At 76.6% G+C, this 17,388-nt stretch carries 13 protein-coding genes; 7 read left to right on the plus strand and 6 right to left on the minus strand.

Going from position 1 to position 17,388, the window contains the following annotated elements; genetic code table 11:
- Positions 1–194 precede the first annotated feature (194 nt).
- Positions 195–1,202: a LysR family transcriptional regulator gene (locus tag GTY84_RS08040; RefSeq protein WP_161225446.1), complete on the minus strand. Its 1,008-nt coding sequence runs from the start codon at positions 1,200–1,202 to the stop codon at positions 195–197.
- A 253-nt stretch (positions 1,203–1,455) separates the two neighbouring features.
- Here GTY84_RS08040 and GTY84_RS08045 point away from each other — a divergent pair, with 253 nt between their 5' ends.
- The 6 genes from GTY84_RS08045 to GTY84_RS08070 all read left to right on the plus strand — a co-directional run bounded on the left by GTY84_RS08045 (position 1,456) and on the right by GTY84_RS08070 (position 8,294).
- Positions 1,456–1,983 (plus strand): ATP-binding protein, encoded by a 528-nt coding sequence (locus tag GTY84_RS08045; protein ID WP_161225447.1) that lies wholly within the window; start codon positions 1,456–1,458, stop codon positions 1,981–1,983.
- A 558-nt stretch (positions 1,984–2,541) separates the two neighbouring features.
- A complete protein-coding gene (locus GTY84_RS08050; RefSeq protein WP_237532129.1) occupies positions 2,542–3,873 on the plus strand; it encodes an aminopeptidase P family protein in 1,332 nt (443 codons plus the stop codon).
- 175 nt (positions 3,874–4,048) lie between these two features.
- Complete coding sequence (locus GTY84_RS33545) at positions 4,049–4,309, plus strand: M9 family metallopeptidase N-terminal domain-containing protein (protein ID WP_237532130.1); 261 nt, start codon at positions 4,049–4,051, stop codon at positions 4,307–4,309.
- 689 nt (positions 4,310–4,998) lie between these two features.
- Positions 4,999–5,427, plus strand: a complete 429-nt coding sequence (locus tag GTY84_RS08060; protein WP_161225449.1) for a hypothetical protein — start codon at positions 4,999–5,001, stop codon at positions 5,425–5,427.
- Positions 5,428–5,992: 565 nt separating this feature from the next.
- Positions 5,993–7,582: an amidase gene (locus GTY84_RS08065; RefSeq protein WP_161225450.1), complete on the plus strand. Its 1,590-nt coding sequence runs from the start codon at positions 5,993–5,995 to the stop codon at positions 7,580–7,582.
- Positions 7,583–7,868: 286 nt separating this feature from the next.
- Positions 7,869–8,294 carry a pyridoxamine 5'-phosphate oxidase family protein gene (locus GTY84_RS08070; protein ID WP_161225451.1) on the plus strand — a complete coding sequence of 142 codons (426 nt, stop codon included), beginning with the start codon at positions 7,869–7,871 and terminating at the stop codon, positions 8,292–8,294.
- On the opposite strand, the gene GTY84_RS08075 is transcribed toward GTY84_RS08070, so the two are convergent.
- From GTY84_RS08075 to GTY84_RS08090, 4 genes are all read right to left on the minus strand, one after another.
- On the minus strand, positions 8,275–9,324 hold the full coding sequence (locus tag GTY84_RS08075) for a nitroreductase family protein (protein WP_161225452.1): 1,050 nt from the start codon (positions 9,322–9,324) through the stop codon (positions 8,275–8,277). The genes GTY84_RS08070 and GTY84_RS08075 overlap by 20 nt on opposite strands.
- Positions 9,325–9,598: 274 nt before the next feature.
- On the minus strand, positions 9,599–10,312 hold the full coding sequence (locus GTY84_RS33550) for a hypothetical protein (protein ID WP_237532133.1): 714 nt from the start codon (positions 10,310–10,312) through the stop codon (positions 9,599–9,601).
- Between the two features lie 1,823 nt (positions 10,313–12,135).
- Entirely contained in the window at positions 12,136–13,341 is a 1,206-nt protein-coding gene (locus tag GTY84_RS08085) for a globin domain-containing protein (protein WP_161225453.1), read from the minus strand.
- 589 nt (positions 13,342–13,930) lie between these two features.
- Entirely contained in the window at positions 13,931–15,622 is a 1,692-nt protein-coding gene (locus GTY84_RS08090) for a GAF domain-containing protein (protein ID WP_161225474.1), read from the minus strand.
- 312 nt (positions 15,623–15,934) lie between these two features.
- Here GTY84_RS08090 and GTY84_RS08095 point away from each other — a divergent pair, with 312 nt between their 5' ends.
- Positions 15,935–16,390: a cyclic nucleotide-binding domain-containing protein gene (locus GTY84_RS08095; protein WP_161225454.1), complete on the plus strand. Its 456-nt coding sequence runs from the start codon at positions 15,935–15,937 to the stop codon at positions 16,388–16,390.
- 177 nt (positions 16,391–16,567) lie between these two features.
- Here the strand turns inward: GTY84_RS08095 and GTY84_RS08100 are convergent, their stop codons facing one another.
- Complete coding sequence (locus tag GTY84_RS08100; RefSeq protein ID WP_161225455.1) at positions 16,568–17,251, minus strand: response regulator transcription factor; 684 nt, start codon at positions 17,249–17,251, stop codon at positions 16,568–16,570.
- Positions 17,252–17,388 lie beyond the last annotated feature (137 nt).

Raw genomic sequence — 17,388 nt, forward strand, 5'->3', positions numbered from 1 at the left:
CGGCCCTCCGCGCCGCGAGCGGGCCGGATCAGGGGCGGCGGCAGGAGTCCGGCGAGGGGAGTCGGGGCAGCCGTACCGCGGGCCGCGTGCTGCTCCCGCCCCCGTCACCGCTCTGTCGCCGATTCCGGCTCCCCGGTTCCGGCTCGCCGCATCCACCGTCGTCGCGGTAGTGAACGTTCCCGCCCCGTGGGCCGTTACGGCCGGACGCCCGCGTTCCAGGGGTCGCGGATGGCGCGGCGGGTGCCCGGGGCGCAGCCGCTGTAGGCGCGGGCCACCCAGCTCTGCAGGTGCGGGGCCTGGGCCAGCAGATGCCGGTAGACGCGGACCGCGTGGTGGTGCAGCGCCTCCGCGACCGCCGGGTCCACCTCCTCCCGGCGCCAGACCAGCAGGTGCCGCTGCCAGAGCGGGTCGCCGGTCAGCGGTTTGACCAGGACGCCGTCGATGGGGCGGATGGTGGGCTGGACGACGGCCACGCCGAGCCCCATGGCGATCATGGTCTGGAGCTGCTCCAGGATGTGGAACTCATGGCTGCTCGCGGGGGTGAAGCCCGCCGACTCGCAGGCGTCGTAGAAGGCGGCGGGCCATCCGACCCCGTCGTCGGAGGAGACGAACCAGGTGTCGTCGGCCAGCTCCTCCAGCGGCACGTCCAGCCGGTGGGCCAGGGGGTGGCCGGAGTGCATGGCCACGAAGATCGGGACGGTGTTGATGGCGCGGTGCGCGAGGGCCGGGGAGTGGCGCAGGGGCAGGCCGGGGTAGTCCATGCCGAGCACCGCGTCGACCTCCCCCGCCTCCAGGAGCCTGAGCAGCTCCCCGGTGGCGTACACGCTGCACACGGAGACGGTGAGGTCGGGACACGCCTCGCGCAGATTGCCGAGCAGCTCCGGGAGGACCGGGGTGTTGGTGACGCCCAGCCGCAGGGTCCGGGCGCCCGCGCCGGGCGAGCCGGGGCCGTGGCGTCGTCCCAGCGCGTCGGCGCGGGAGAGGACGTCGCGGGCCTGACTGACCACCTCCACGCCGTACGCGGTGAGTTCCACGCCGCTGTTGCTGCGCACGAACAGGCCCTCCCCCAGCAGCCTTTCGATGCGGCGCAGTTGGGTGCTGAGCGCGGGCTGGGTGTAGCCCAGGGCCGCGGCGGCCCGTCCCACGCTGCCGGAGTCCGCGATGGCGCACAGGACGCGCAGATGACGCAGTTCAAGTTCCACAGCACACACCTCGCCGGCTCGGGATGCCGGTCCATTATGCGCCGGATCGGGGGAAGCGCCCACGGGGTGTCCACCACCGCGGTGCGCAGGGCCCGCGCGGACGCGGTACGGCGGCGTTATGGCCCGGCCGACCGTTCTCTTATGGCCCGGCCCGTTGTCCCGGCGGAGCCGCCCGTGCGAGTCTCCAGATCTCGTCACGGTGAGTGCGCCGACCGACGCGACAAGGGGACTTCATCTTCCGAGGAGACGCACCATGCCCTCCCTCCAGATCCGCTTCGTCCTTGAGCCGACCCCGGGCGCGGTCCGCCGTGCCCGCCACCGCGTGGCCGCGGCCGCCGAGGCGTGGGGCGTGCCCTTGGACGAGGACCTGCGCTTCCGGATCGAGGTGGTGACCTCGGAACTCCTCACCAACGCGCTGCGGCACGCCCCCGGCCCGACGGAGGTCGAGGTCTCGCTGGAGCGGGATCTCCTGCTCGTCTCGGTCCACGACGGCAGTCCGGTGATGCCGACGGCGTGCGCGACGGACGGCGAGCGGGAGGGGGGCCGGGGGCTGGCCCTCGTCGAGGGGCTGTGCCTGCTGCACGGCGCCGACCGCACCGCCGACGGGAAGCGCTGCTGGGCCGTCGTCCCCGTACCGGCGCCGGTGGACCGGACGCCCCGGGCTCCGGCGGGCGCCGGGCGGGCCGGTGCGGGGGAACCCACCGGACGCTGGTCGATCACGCCCGACGGCCTGGAGCTGCTGAAGCGCCTGCTCCCGGCGGTGTACGCCCTGGAACCCTGATCGGCGGGGCGCCTCCCGGCCCGCCGGGTCCCGCCCGGCCGCCGGAGCCCGGCCGCCGACGCCCCCTGCCGGAGCCCCCCGGGGCCGCTGGCGCCCCTGCCGAAGACCCTCGGCCCACCGGGACCCGGGTCCGCGGTCCCGGTCCACCGGGCCCGGCTCCCTCCCCAGCCCCCCGGCCCGCCGCAGCCGTGCCCGCCGCCCCCCTCCGGCGCCGCGGGCCGGGGTCCTTCGGGAACCTGCCGGGAGCCCCCGGCAGCCGGGTCCGAGGACCCGGGCCATGAGGCCCGAAACCCCCTGCCACCTGGCCTCCCGTACCACCAGGGACGGCGCCGCCCGGCACCGCCCCGCCCCGCACCCCCGTCGGCCGGGGCGGATAGCCTGTCCGTCCCTCGGCCACGCCGGGCCTCCCCCGCACACCCCCTCGCACATGAGGTGACCCATTTGACACAGCAGCTCCACGGCGTGCCCGGCACTGACGGCCACGACGGCACCACTCCCGACCCGGCACCCGGCCCCTTCGCGGGCGGATGGGCGGACACGGCGGCGGCCCCACCCCCGCTGTCCGGCGCCTCCTGGGCCGCCAAGCGGCGCGCGGCCCTGTCCGAGCGCTTCCCCGGTGAGCGGATCGTCGTGCCGTCCGGCGGCCTGAAGGTCCGCAGCAACGACTTCGACTACGCCTTCCGCCCCCACTCCGCGTTCATCCACCTCACCGGCGAACAGGGCAGCCACGCGGTCCCCGACAGCGTGCTCGTCCTGGAACCCACGGGCGGCGGGCACACCTCCGTCCTCTTCACCCGGCCCCGCTCACCGCGCGACGGCGGGCCCCACGGCACGGACTTCCACGCCGACCACCGGTACGGCGAGTTCTGGGTGGGCCGACGGCGGACCCTGGCCGAGACCTCGGCCGCCCTCGGGATCGAGGCCGCCGACCGTGAAGGGCTCCGGAGCGCCCTGAGCCGCCCCGTCCCGACCCGCGTGCTGCGCGGCGAGGACGCCCTGGTCGACGGGCTGGTCCCGGCCCAGCGCGCGGCGGACTCCGAACTCGTCCAGTTCCTCTCGGAGTCCCGCCTGGTCAAGGACGACTGGGAGATCGCGCAACTGCGCGCGGCCGTCGACAGCACCGTCGCCGGGTTCCACGACGTGGCGGGCGAACTGGAGCGGGCCACCCGGCTGGAGCGCGGCGAGCGGTGGATCGAGGGCACCTTCAACCGGCGGGCCCGGCTGGACGGCAACGGGCTCGGCTTCGAGACCATCGCGGCGGCCGGGGCGCACGCCTGCGTCCTGCACTGGATGCGCAACGACGGCCCGGTCCGCGCGGGAGACCTGCTGCTGCTCGACGCCGGTGTGGAGACGGACTCCTTCCACACGGGCGACGTCACCCGCGTCCTGCCGGTCGGCGGACGGTTCAGCGACGCCCAACGCCGCGTCTACGACCTGGTGTTCGCCGCGCAGTCGGCCGGAATAGCCGCCCTGCGGCCCGGTGCCCCGTACGGCGACTTCCACCGGGCCGCGATGGCGGTCATCGCCGAGGGGCTGGACTCCTGGGGCCTGCGGCCGTACGGCGCCACCGCCTCGACCCCGAAGGCGGACCTGTACCGCCGGTACACCGTGTGCGGCACCGGGCACATGCTCGGGCTGGACTGCCACGACTGCGCCGGGGCCCGCACCGAGACGTATCTCGGCGGACACCTGGAGCCGGGGCACGTCCTCACCGTCGAACCGGGGCTGTACTTCCAGCCCGACGACCTGACGGTGCCGGAGGAGCTGCGCGGCATCGGCATCCGGATCGAGGACGACTTCCTGATCACGGACACCGGGGCCGAGTGCCTGTCGTCCGGACTGCCGCGGGACTCCGACGCGGTGGAGGAGTGGCTGGCCCGGTCCTCCTGACGGGCGCCGCCGGGCCGCCGGACCCCGTGTCCGGCGGCCCCGTCCGCCCGGGAGAGCACCGCGGCACGAGCCGCCGCGGCACGCGACCCGGCGGACGTGGCCGGCCCCACGGGCGCCGGACTGGTCCGGCGCAGCGAGGAGTTCCCCCGCCGGCCGCGTCAACTCCCTCTTCTCGCTGGCCGGTTGTGCCGCCCCGGGCTCCTTCCGCGAGGCCCGGACGGTCCCCTCCGCCGACGCGCTGCGGGACGGCTCACCCTCGTGGCCCGGGAACGCGAGCACCGGCATGCCCCGACTGGTGCTGTGCCTGCGGGCGGGCTACTACGTCCACTGCTACGACGCGGACACCGTCGGTGCCGGCGCAAGCGCGGCAGGACGCCCGGCCGGTCCCCCACCGTGGCCTCCCTCCGGAGCCGGCCGGTGGACCGGGAGTCGATGAAGGACTCGTTGGACGACGTCCGGCCGGGCGGCAGCGGCCCCGGGCGTGCCGTCGCGCCGTCCTGGCGCTGGTGCCGGCGCGGCGCGGCGCGGCGACCGGTCGAACGATCCGGGGTGGATGGCCATGGCGTGCCGCGAGTGCTCCGGGCGGAGTCGGGGAGCTCCAGGTGGAAGTGGTGGCGGACGTCGATGTCCGGCTGCTCCGGATGGGCCACCGGGTTCCGGGTGTTGATGCGCCCATGACGGCGAGCCCGGCTTCCGGCACGCGTCGCCCTTGCGTCCGCCCGAAGGGGATGCCGAGGGTCCTCCAGCCGTACGAAGGCGGAGAAGTCGCCACCGCGGGCGATGCCGCAGCGCACCGGGCCGTCCCCCTCGACCCCGACGAACTGTCCAGGGCATGGCTGCACGAGGGCACGTCCTCCGGGTGACGGCTCGGCGCGGCCGGGCGGGCCGTCCGGAATGCGAGACGGCGTTGCCGGGGCGGGCCGCCCGTGCCAGCATCCGGGCCATGCTGCGTCAGCTCATTACCGGCCGCGGCGTGTCGGCACCGAGGTGACCTGGAGGCCATCCCTTCCAGGCGGCTCACCGCCCGCACGCAGACCTCTCGCACTCCGCGAGGGGTCTTTTTGCTTTCGGCATCCGCACCAACGGCCCCACCGGGCCGGCAGACCACGACAGGAAGCACCCGCCATGACCCACCACGACGCCACCGCGCCGGTCCTCGCCCTCCCCCGTCCGGAGCACGGCACCTCGTCACCCGGGGCGAAGCGGGCTCCCGCCGACGGTCCGTCGCCGTCCGCGGCGCCCGGGGCCCCCTCCTCCGCCGGCCGGCCGTCCGGGACACCCGCGCCGGCGCCCTGCGCGGCGTCCGGCCCGGCCGTCCGGCTCACCGTGACCGTCCGGCTCACCGTGACCGTCCGGCACAGCGAGGAGGCGCTGGGGCGGCTCGCGAGCACGCTTCGGGCCACACGGGTGCGGGAGTTGAGCTACGCGGTGTCCGGTGCCGCGCGGGCCACCGCCGTGGTCGTGGTGCCGCGCGCCGACGCCGGCCGGGCCGGGGCACGGCTGCGCCGCCTGGTGGACGTGCTGGCGGTCGCCGAGGCACCCGCCGGACGGTGACGGCGGCTCCCGCCGGTGTCACCGACCCTTCGGAGCGGACCGTCTCAGCGGGCCGCGGGGGAAGGGGACTTCGGTACCCGGTCGGAGCGATCGGCCCCGCACCCCGACACCGCGCGGACGGCCCCGCACCCAGACACGCCGCGATCGGCCCCGCACCCCGACGCCGCGCGGACGGCCCCGGCCCGGGACACCGCTCGCGGCCTGGAGCGCTGACGGGTACCTCCGCCGGAACCGGGACCGCGCGGGTCGGGAGGGCGGGGCCGATGCCAGGGGGTGGGGCCGGAGCCGGGAGCCGGAGCCGAGGATCGGGAGCCGGAGCCGAGGGCCGAGGGCCGTACGGTCGCGCCTGCGGCCCCCGCGCGGACGGCCGTCCGGACCGGGCGCGGTGACCGGAGTCATGTATCCGGGCCCCGGTGAACCAGGGGCAAGGTGACCGGCCCCACCTGCGCCGTTGCTCCATCCGGCCGCTCGTTCCCACCCTCCGGCCGGGGCGGGCCCCCAGCTCACGGGGCAGGGGCTCAGATGACACTTGTGCGGACGGCCCGCGTGTAGTGGGCTGTCCCGCATGACCAAAAAGAGCATGGCGGCCCTCACCGCGGCGCTGGTCGCGGCACCGCTCCTGGCGAGCATGCCGGGCCAGCGCGCGGTCGCCGCGGATTCCGGCGCCGATCGCGCCCCGCGCCGCACCGAGTCGTCCCTCGTCCACGGGGTGGACCTCGACACGGTGACGATCCCCGAACTCCAGGCGCGCATGAACCGCGGCTCGCTGACCTCGTCCGCCCTCACCCGGGCGTACCTGCGGCGCATCAAGGCCATCGATCCGAAGCTCAACTCGGTGCTCCACACCAGTCCCACCGCCCTGCGGGAAGCCGCCGCCAGTGACTCCCGGCGCCGCCGGGGAGCCTCGCGCGGACCGCTCGACGGCATCCCGGTCCTGCTCAAGGACAACGTCGACACCCGGGACATGCCGACCACCGCCGGGTCCCTGGCGCTGGCCGGGAAGCCACCGGCCAAGGACGCGGAGCTGGTGAAGCGGCTGCGCGCGGCGGGCGCGATCATCCTCGGCAAGGCCAACATGTCCGAGTGGGCCAACTTCCGCGCGGCCCGGCCCACCTCGGGCTGGTCGGCGGTGGGCGGCCAGACCCACAACCCGTTCGTGCTGGACCGCAACCCCTGCGGTTCCTCCTCCGGTTCGGCCGCCGCGCTCGCGGCGTCGCTGGCGCAGGTGGCGATCGGCACGGAGACGGACGGTTCCATCGTCTGCCCCGCCGGGATGAACGGCGTGGTCGGCCACAAGCCCAGCCTCGGGCTGGTCAGCCAGTCGGGCGTGGTGCCGATCTCCGCCGAGCAGGACACGGCCGGCCCCATGGCGCGCAACGTCATCGACACCGCGCTCACCCTCTCGGTGCTCGCCGGCCGGGACACCGCGCGCCCCGGCCACGGGCCCCGCTTCTCGGAGGCGGCGCTGCGCCCCGGCAGCCTGCGGGGCAAGCGGATCGGCCTGTGGCGGCTGCCGCTCGGCGAGGACGTGGACGCCCTGATGACCACCACCGCGGACCGGCTGCGCGCCGCCGGTGCCACCGTGGTCGAGGTGACCCCGCCCTACCAGGTGCGGCTGGCGGAGCTGGAGTTCCCGGCGCTGCTGACCGAGTTCCGCCGGGATATCAACGCCTACCTGGCCACCCGCGACGGGCCCCGGGACCTGGCCGCGCTGATCGAGTTCAACCGCTCCGCCCCGGCCGAGCGCACCTGCTTCGCCGGGCAGGAGCTGTTCGAGGAGGCGCTGGTCGCCCCGCCGGTCACCGACCCCGAGTACCGGGCCGTCCGGGCCGAGCTGAAGGACCTCTCCCGGCGGTCCATCGACGAGACGATGCGCGCCCACCGGCTGGACGCCATCGCCGCCCCGACCAACCCGCCCGCGTGGACGACCGACTGCGCGCGCGGCGACGACGACGTCATCCCGTCCTCGACCCCGGCCGCCGTCGCCGGATACCCGTCGCTGTCCGTGCCTGCGGGCTTCATCGGGGAGCTGCCCGTCGGTCTGCTGCTGATGGCGGGCGACCGCCAGGACGCGGAGCTGCTGTCGCTGGGCGCGGCGGTGGAGCGCCGACTGGACGCCTGGCAGGCACCCCGCTACCTGCCCACCCTGCCGTAGCCGGTCCCGGGCCCGCCGCCGGTGGCGACGGGCCCGGCCGGTGGCGCCCGCCCGTCGGCCCGGCCGGCGGACGGGCGCCGTCCGTCCCTCCCGTCCCCCGGGTCCGTCCGTCACCGGGTCCACGCTGCGGCGCGCGCGTCCGCCCGCCGGTACCGTCCGCGCCGCACGTCCGCGCCGCCCGTCCGGGGCGCACGTCCGGGGCGCGCGGACCCCGGGCGCGGGCGCCCCGGGAATGGGGGCCGACCGGCCCTAACGGCGGCGGGCCGGGCGCGGGGAGCATGGAGGGATGTTGCACAACGACGGTTTTCGCCCGCTGGACCGGCAGGAGTGCCTGCGTCTCCTGGCCAAGGTGCCGGTCGGACGGGTCGTGTACACGAGGCGGGCCCTTCCCGCGGTGCTGCCGGTCAATTTCGTCCTGGACACCGACGCGTCGGTGCTGCTGCGCACGTCGGCCGGATCGGACCTCGTACGCGCCGTCGACGGTTTCGTGATCGCCTTCGAGGCGGACGAGTTCGACATCGCGAGCCGGTCCGGCTGGAGCGTGGTCGTCACCGGCCCGGCCGCCGTGGTGACCGACCCCGAGCGGCACGAGCGGCTGCTGCGGACCGGCCCCCATTCCTGGATGCCGATCCGCGACGACGTCTTCGTCCGGATCGAGGCCGCGATGGTCACCGGCCGCGAGCTGACCGACCTCAGCGGCGGCCCCGGCTGAGCCGCGGGAGCGGCTGCCGCGGTGCCTCCCGGTCCTCCTCGGGGCGGGCCGCGGAGGCGCGCGGGGTCCGCCCGCCGTCGGGGCCGTAGCCGAAGCGGATCAGCAGGTGGGGGCTGTGACGGCGGCGGGGTTCGCCGACGGCGGCCCGCAGGTCCGGCCACTCCATCGCCTGGTGCAGCATCGAGGTGCGCACCCCGTGGCGGGTGGCGACCAGCAGCGCCCGTTCCAGGGCCTGTCCGGCCCGCAGCCAGTCCGTCCGCCGGTCGCGCGGGGTCCACAGCAGCGCCACCTGTGCGTGCCGTTCGAAGCGCAGCGCGGGCAGCCGCAGCCCGGCCGCCGGGCCGGTGAAGTCCCGCATGGGCATGCGTCCGGCGGCGTCGCGGGGGCCCAGGGAGGTGAACGGGATGCCGTAGCGGGTGTCCCGGCCGGGGGCGGTGATCCAGGCGCGGGCCTCGGCGCTGCGGGCCGGGTCGGCGGCGTTGCGGGCCTCGGCCAGCGCGGTGAGCCGGAGCAGGCGGCGGGTGCCCGCGTGGTCGGGGACGTCCAGGCAGGCGCCCTCGGCGCGGACGGCCGCGGCCATCCCGGAGACGATGTCGTCCGGTACCGGGCGGCCGGTGAACGGCATGCGGCTGGTGTGGCGCCGGGCGACGGACTCGTAGAGGTCCCGGTACGGCGCGGAGGCGGCGTCGGCGGCGCCGGTGAGGCGGACGGTCGCGAGCAGGTCGGGATCGTCCCGCTCGGGCAGGAGCCGTGCCTCGGTGGCCCAGCCGAGGTGGGCCGCGGCGACCCGCAGGTTCAAGACGGCGGCGCCGACGGAGAGGTACTGGGCACGGAGCAGCGGGTCGGAAACGGGCAGGCTGCGGCCCCGGTCGGCGCGGACGTGGAGGGTGCGGCTGCGGGCGTCCAGGCCGAACCGCCACGGCTGGGTGTTGTGGATGGACGGGGCCGCCACGGCCGCGTACAGCAGTGTCTCCAGGGCTGTCGCGTCGACTTCCGGCGGGCTCGCGGTGTCGGCTTCCGGTGTGCTCATGGCGGCTCCTCACAGACTGCCGGGTATCCCTCGGATCCCTCTGCCTGGCCCCAGCCTCCGCCCCGGACCACCCCGTCGACGAGGGCTCAGCGGGCCCTGTCCCGGGGCCACTGGTCCCCATCGGCCCGGCGGCGGGGAGCCCGCGCGGGGCCGGGGACAGCGGAACCCCCGGGGCACCGGTCACGTCCGGGCAGGGGCCGCCGGTCCGCGGCGCGGGCGGGGGTCCGGGCACGGACGGAGCCGTGTCCGGGCCCGGAGGGGTGCGGCCGCCCGCTCAGGTGGCCGGCAGGGCGGTCGCGAGCAGGACGACCCCGACGGAGCCGGCCAGCGAGGCCACCGCGAGCGCGCGGGCGAGGCGGGGACGGCCCTTGGCGTGGGCGAGTCCGTGCGCCGAGGCCAGCAGCATCACGACGGCGAACAGACCCAGCTTGGCGGCCAGGGTCCGGCCGTAGCCCGGCTCGGCGAGCGTGGCCCAGCCGACGTCCTTGTGCCACGCGATGGCCCAGCCGGTGCCCAGTTGCAGCGGAAGGAACAGGGCGCCGGTCAGGATGCCGAAGCGCCTGCCGACGTCGGCGGCGAAGCGGTCGCGGGGGCCCGGCTCCAGCAGCCGCCGGGCCAACGGCAGCACCAGCAGGGACAGCGCCAGCTGGCCGCCGACCCAGAGCACCGCGCCGGTGACGTGCAGGAAGCGCACGAGCTGCCAGGGGCCCACGGTGTCCGTCACGCGGCCCTCCTTCGATCCGTCGTCCGGCCCGTGCCGCGCAGGTCGGCGCAGCTCGACCGTGCCGCGCGCCCCGCCCTTCGCGCGGCGCGTGTCGCGGTCGGCAAGGGAGTGGTGTCCCGCGGCGGGGAACACCACTTCCTTGCCGTGGTGCCCCGCGGCCGGGAACACGGTCTCCACGAAGCCGCCCTGGGCGACGGCCAGGGCGAGCGCCGGGGAGCCGCCCGGACCGTCCGGCCGCGGCAGATGGGCGCCCTCCTCGCACACACGCTGTCGGGGACGGTGCCGACGATGTGGAGGGGGACGCCGCCGCCGGGCCCTGTGGCGACCACCCGGAGGCGGACCCGTTCCCCGGGGCGGGCGGTGAGGGGTGCCGCGGCGTACTGGACGGCGGTCCCGTCGAAGGCCCGGGCGTCGGGGGTGTTCCGCCGCATCCGCGCGACCTGGCCGCCGCCCGGGGTACCGAGGTGGAGCCGCGAGGGGACCAGGACGTCCTCCCGGTCCGCCTCGGCCGGTCCGGGCGGGTCGGTGATCACGGCGCCGTACATGCCGTCGGCGATGTTCTGGGGCATCGGTGTGGTGCCGCGGTGGTACAGCCGGGCTCCGGAGCGCTCCGTGCGGAAGCGGTGGACGAGCCGCTCGCCGGGGCGGAGGGCGCGCCTGGGCCGACCGGGCGGGAGCGCCCCGGCGTGGAAGTCGATGCCGTGGCCCGGAGCCGGGCGCCGGGAGCGGTGCCGGCGCCGGGCGTGGTGCCGGGGGCCGGGCGGGAACCGTGACCCCGGACGATGCCGTCGCCGGGGAGGGAGCGGGCGCCGGGAGCGGTGCCGGCGCCGACGGCGGTGCCGGGGGCCGGGCGGGAGTCGCGGCCCCGGTTGCCTGGCTCGGGGGCCGGAAGGCGGGCGTTGCCGGAGGCGGGAGTGGCGCCGGGGGCCGGGGCGGTGCGCCCGTCGACGTGCGGCGTCCCGCCGGACCCGGGCCATGGGTCCGGCGGGACGTCCGTACGGGGAGCCCGTCCGGGCGCGGCCCCACTGCCCGCGCCCGGTGCGGCTCCCCGCTCCGGAACCGGAGCGGCCTCGCGGCCCCGGTCCGGTGGCCGTCCGCGGGTGCCGTCCCGGGTCGTCGCGTCCCCGAGGGCCCCGCGGCCGGTCACCGTCCGCTCCGGCGGTTGCGTCCGGCCACCCGGGAGTCGGGGCAGACGTGGCCGACGGCCGGACGCCGACCGAGGCGGAGGATGTCGCAGACCGGCCGCCGTGCCCGTCGCGGCCAGGGGCGGGGGATGGCTCCGGGCCGGGACTGGTTGCGGTGGTCCATGTGCTGCCTCCGAAATCGATCAACGCCAGCCTGCCCCGGTCGGGGCGCCCGGCACAGCGCCGAGCGGCCCTCATCACAGGGCCATTGGTCCCTGTTGCGACGGGCGGGGCCTCCCGGCACCGGCGCGGAGGCGTCCGGCCCGGGGGCCGGGCGCCGCGGGCGTCCGCACCACCGCCGTTTCGGCGGGCACGGTGGCGGGCGCCGCCACGGTCTCCGGGCCGGGCACGCCGTGCGCGCGCCGGCTGCCGAGCCGCCGCGGCAGGCGGGTGACCGACCGGAGCGACAAGGTCCTCTTCCCGCCGCTCGCGGGCCGCGGTGCCGCCCGGCGGCACCGCGAGCCCCGCGCAGAACATCCTCGGCGTCCACGGTCATCGGGGGGACGGGCGTGGTTCCGGGGGCCTGTTACCTCCCGGGCCGCGGCCGGAGGCGGTCGCCGGGACGCCGCTCCTGTCCCGGCCGCACGCCCTCACCGCCTGCCTGCCCTTCACGGCCCGGCCGTTCACCCGGCCGGTGCGCGTGCGGAGCGCCCGGTGGGCCGTCCGACCCGCCCGTGTTCGGCCCACCGGCGCCGCTCGCATGCCCGGCCGCCGTCCGGGTACGGCAGGCGGCCCGCGGAGCACCTGGGCGCCGGGCACGGCCTCCGACGGCCCGCTCCCGCCCCCGCGCGGCCGGGAGCGGGACCGGGCCCGGGACCCGTGGGAAGGCCCCCGGCGGCCGCGCGGTGCGGTCGCCGGGGGCCTTCCCGTACGGCCGCGTCCCCGTCCGCGGCCGTACGGTTCTCAGTCCTCGGTGTGGGCGAGCCAGAGGTCGGGGCCGAAGACCTCGTAGCGGACCCGGCGGGCGGGCACCCCGGCCCGCAGCACCTGGGCGCGGACATCGCGCATGAAGGGCAGCGGGCCGCACAGGTACACATCGGCGTCGGAGGGCAGTTCGAGGGCGCCGACGTCCATCAGGCCGGTGCGGGCGCCCGGTTCGGCGGCGGCGTCGCGCTCGTACCAGAACTGGGCCCTGGCGTCGACGAGTTCGTCCACGAGGCGGAGGGTCTCGGTGCGCAGGGCGTGGTCGGCGGGGCTGGTGTCGGCGTGCAGCACCCAGATCTCGCGACCGGAGCCGGCGGCGGCGAGCTGTTCGAGCATGCCGGCCATCGGCGTGCAGCCGATCCCGGCGGAGACCAGCACCAGGGGCGCCTCGGAGTCGTCGAGGACGACGTCGCCGAAGGGGGCGGACAGGGTCAGCTCGTCCCCGGCGCACACGGTGCGGTGCAGCAGGTTGGAGACCTCGCCCTCGGGCGCCCCGCCGTCGCCGGGGACCCGCTTGACGGTGATGCGGCGCAGCTCGCCCTCGGGGGAACCGGACAGGCTGTACTGGCGCAGCTGGCGCACGCCGTCGGGCATGCGCACCCGGACGCTGACGTACTGGCCGGCCCGGGCGGGCGGCACGGGGCCGCCGTCGGCCGGGCGGAGCAGGAAGGACACCGCGTCCGGGGTCTCCTCGCGGCGCTCGGTCACGGTCCACTGCCGCCAGGGATGGTGCGGGTCGACGTCGGCCTCGGTGTAGAGGCGGGCCTCGCGGGCGATGAGGGCCCCGGCCATCAGCCAGTAGACCTCGTCCCAGGCGGCGGCGACCTCGGGGGTGACGGCGTCCCCGAGCACGTCCGCGATGGCGCCGAAGAGGTACTTGTGGACGATCGTGTACTGGTCCTCGGTGACGCCGAGCGCGGCGTGCTTGTGGGCGATGCGGGACAGCAGGGCGTCCGGGCGGGCCCCGGGGTCGGCGAGCAGGGCCTGGGCGAAGGCCGCTATGGAGCCCGCCAGGGCCCGCCGCTGCTCACCGCTGGCCTGGTTGCCGCGGTTGAAGAGTCCGTCCAGCAGCTCGGGCCGGTCGGCGAACATCGTGCCGTAGAACCGCGTCGTGATCTCGTCCAGGGCCCCGCCGACGGCGGGCAGGGTGGCGCGTACGACGGCGGCGGACTCGGGGGAAAGCATGGGACTCCCTCTGGAGTACGGAAGTGGGGGGCGGGCGCCAGGTTCGGCGCCGCTGTATTCCGTCTATCACCCGTTCGGCCCACCCGGAGGGGCCGGAGAGCCGATCGAGGCCGAACGGCTTTTCCTGTCAGGCCGGTTGGGACGGACGGCGGGGGCGAACGAGGGCCGAACGGCCCTGGCACGGTGCCCGATGGTCCCGGCCGCCGGCCGGCCCGGCGGCGGGGAGGACGGTGACCGAGGTGACCCGCCGGCCCAGACTCCCCGGGAGCCGGGGCGGGTTCGGGTGGCGTCCCGGGGGCCGGGGCGGGAGGGGCGGCGGTTCACCGCGCGGCGGGAGTCGGGTGAGCGGGAGACGGGGGCGCCGGTCCGGGCGGGCGCCGCGGGAGCTCCGGACGGGGGCTCCGGGAAAGGGGGGCTGGACGGGGGCCGCAGGGCGCCGGGCGGGTCGTCCCGGCGGTACCGGCGGGCGCCACCGGGTGGACGCCACCGGCGCGACCGGGGCCGCACGGGCCCCGGGGAACGGACGGGCGCGGACGGGCACACACGGCGTCCCGGCACCCGGGCCCGCCCGGTACCCCGGCGCGCGGGGCTACGCCCCCGGTACCGGGACCTCCCAGACGAGGGTGGTGCCGCCGTCCTCCGGCGTGCTCCACTCCAGCTCCCCGCCGTGCGCGCGGGCCCGTTCGCCCATGTTGAGGAGCCCGCTGCGCCGTCCCCGGACGGGGATGCCCACCCCGTCGTCGCCGACGGTGAGCCGCAGGGTGCGGCCGTCGGTCTCCAGGACCACCTCGGCGCGGTGGGCGTCGGCGTGCCGGGCGATGTTGGTCAGCGACTCGGACAGGACCGCCACCACGTCGTCCGCGACGTCCCGGGGCACCTCGGTGTCCAGCAGCCCCTCCATGCGCAGCCCCGGGGTGAAGCCCAGCACCGGCGCCGCCTCCCCCACGACCCGCACGACGCGGGCCCGCAGGCCGGGCATCTCGTCGTCGTCGCGGGTGCGCAGGCCGAAGATGGTGGACCGGATGATCTTTATGGTCTCGTCGAGGTCGTCCACCGCCCGCAGGACGCGCTCCTTGGCGCCCGGGTGGTCGATGAACCGCCCGGCGCTCTGGAGGGTCATGCCGGTGGCGAACAGCCGCTGGATGGCCAGGTCGTGCAGGTCCCGGGCGATGCGGTCGCGGTCCTCCAGCACGGCGATCTGCTCGGCGTCCCGGCGCCGCTCGGCCAGCTCCATGGCGACGGCTGCCTGCGCGGCGAAGCCCAGCAGCGGGCTGGTCTCCTGCTCGTCGAAGGCGCTCCGTCCGGCCGCGCGGACCAGCAGGACCACCCCGCGCACGCCCTCGCTGGTGCCGATGGGCACGGCGACGGCGGGGCCGAGCCCGTCGAAGCGCGGCGGCCCGGCCGAGACGCGCCCGTCGCGGCCGACGTCGGCGCTGGTGACCGGGGCGCCGGTGGAGTAGGCGTGGCCGATCAGGCTGTCGTCGACGGGCAGCACCATGCCGCGGTGCGCCTCCGCCCGGTGTCCGATGGCGAGTTCCACGGTGAGCGCGTCGGTGTCCGGCATCGGCACCGCCACCACGGCCAGGGCCGCGCCGGAGATGTCCAGGGCGCGCTCCGCGATGAGCTGGAGCACGTCGGCCCGGTCGCCGCCGGACATCAGGGTGTGGGTGATCTCCGCGCTGGCCCGCAGCCAGCGCTCCCGGCGCCGGGACTCCTCGTAGAGGCGGGCGTTGTCGATGGCCACGCCCGCCGCCACGGCCAGCGTGGACAGGACGGACTCGTCCTCCTCGTCGAACCGGCCGCCGCCGCGCTTCTCGGTCAGGTAGAGATTGCCGAACACCTGGTCGCGCACCCGGATCGGCACCCCGAGGAAGGTGTTCATCGGCGGGTGGTCCGCGGGGAAGCCGTACGAGGCGGGGTGGTCCGAGAGCTTGGTCAGCCGCAGCGGTTCGGGGTGCCGGATCAGCTCGCCGAGGATGCCGTGCCCCTGCGGATAGGGGCCGATGCGGGCGATCTCCTCCTCGCCGAGGCCCACCGTGAGGAAGTCGGACAGCAGCCTGCCGTCCGGGCCGATCACGCCGAGCGCCGCGTAGTCGGCGTCCACCAGGACCGCCGCGGCCTCCACGATGCGCCGCAGCGCCTGTTCGAGGTCCAGTTCGCGGCCGACCGAGAGCACCGCCTCCAGCAGGCTGTGCACCCGGTCCCGGGTGCCGCGCGCCGCGTCCAGGCGGGCCTGCAGTTCCTCCAGCAGTTCGTCCAGCCGCAACTGCGGGAGCCGCATCCGGGCCTCCCCGGCCTCCCCCGCCTCTTCGAGGCTTCCCACCCGGTGATCCTCCCGGCCTTCGGCGCGGCGCCGGTCGAACACCGCTGTCGGGTGCCACCGTAACGGCCCGGCGGGGCCTCGCGGCACCCGGCCCCGCGGCCGTCCGTAGGGCCGAACGGCCCCCATCCGGGTCCGGGCGGCCCGTGGCGCCGCCTCGCGGACGGGCGGACCCTGGAGGAGAGAGGTTGTCCGCGGGACCGGAGGAGCGGGGACGCGCGGACCGGTGTCCGCCGGCCGGTCGCGGCGGCAGCAACGAGAGGAGTCGGCGCCATGAACTCCACCACCACCCTGGCCTCGGCCCTGCCCGCCGTGCACCGGGAACGGCTGATGGCCCTGGCCCGCGAGGTCTCCTTCGACCTGGGCAGCCGCCTGTTCGAGGAGGAGCGGCCCGCCGACCGGTTCTGGATCATCCGGACCGGCACGGTGGACCTGGACGCGCGGGTGCCCGGACGGCCCCCGGCGGTCATCGAGTCCCTGGGCCACGGCGAGCTGGTCGGCTGCTCCTGGCACTTCCCGCCGTACACCTGGCAGCTGGGCGCGGAGGCGGTGAGCCCGGTGCGGGCCTGGGAGTTCGACGCGGACGCCGTGCGGACGCTGTGCGAGCGGGACGCCGAGTTCGGTCGGGCGGTCGCCGTCTGGCTCGGGCGGGTGATCGCCCACCGGCTCCAGTCGGCCCGCGTCCGGCTCCTGGACCTCTACGCCCCGCACGGCAGCGGCAGCCTCTGACGGACCCGGCCCCCGGCTCCTCCGGCCGTGCGGGACCGGAGGAGCCGGGGGCCGCTCGCGCATGGCGGCCGGGCCCGGACACCGGGCACCGCCGGGACGGCGCGGCACCGCCCGGGTGCCGGAGGCGGTCCGGACGCGCTCCGGCGACGGTGCCGCCCGGGACCCGGGCCGCGGAACTCAGCCCCGCAGGCGGTCCTGGGCCTGGGTGGCGATGACCGCGGCCTGGATGCGGCGCTCCACACCGAGCTTGGCGAGGAGCCGGGAGATGTGGTTCTTCACCGTCTTCTCGGCCAGGTAGAGCCGCTGGCCGATCTGCCGGTTGGTGAGCCCCTCCCCGATGAGCGTGAGGATCTCCCGCTCCCGGTCGGTCAGACCGGGCAGGGCGTCCGGCTTCTCCTCGGGCCGCCGGCCGCCGCGCAGCCGGGCCATCAGTTTGGTGGTGGCGCTCGGGTCCAGCAGCGACTGGCCGCGGGCGACGGTGCGCACCGCCGAGACCAGGTCGGACCCCTGGATCTGCTTGAGCACGTAGCCGGACGCGCCCGCCATGATCGAGTCGAGCAGGGCCTCCTCGTCGTCGAAGGAGGTCAGCATCAGACACGCCAGCTCCGGCAGCCGGGAGCGCAGCTCGCGGCAGACGGTCACCCCGTCGCCGTCGGGCAGCCGCACGTCCAGGACCGCCACGTCGGGCCGCAGGGCCGGGACCCGTACGAGGGCCTGCTCCACGGTGGCGGCCTCGCCGACCACCTCTATGTCCGGTTCGTCGTTCAGCAGGTCGTGCACTCCGCGCCGTACCACCTCGTGGTCGTCGAGGAGGAAGACCCGGATCGGTGCATCCGGTCCGGCCTGCTCGGGGTCCGCCATCGGTGACTCCTTGTACTGTGTTCGGTTTCCACGGAAATGGTCCCCGATGGCGGGCAGGGGGGCCAGGGCCGGTCGGCCCACGCCGCCCCCGATCCGGGTTCCGGCCCGGGTCGGGACGCCCGCCGGTTCCGCTCTTC

This window comes from Streptomyces sp. SID8352 (genome assembly GCF_009862265.1).
Taxonomy (GTDB): Bacteria; Actinomycetota; Actinomycetes; order Streptomycetales; family Streptomycetaceae; genus Streptomyces.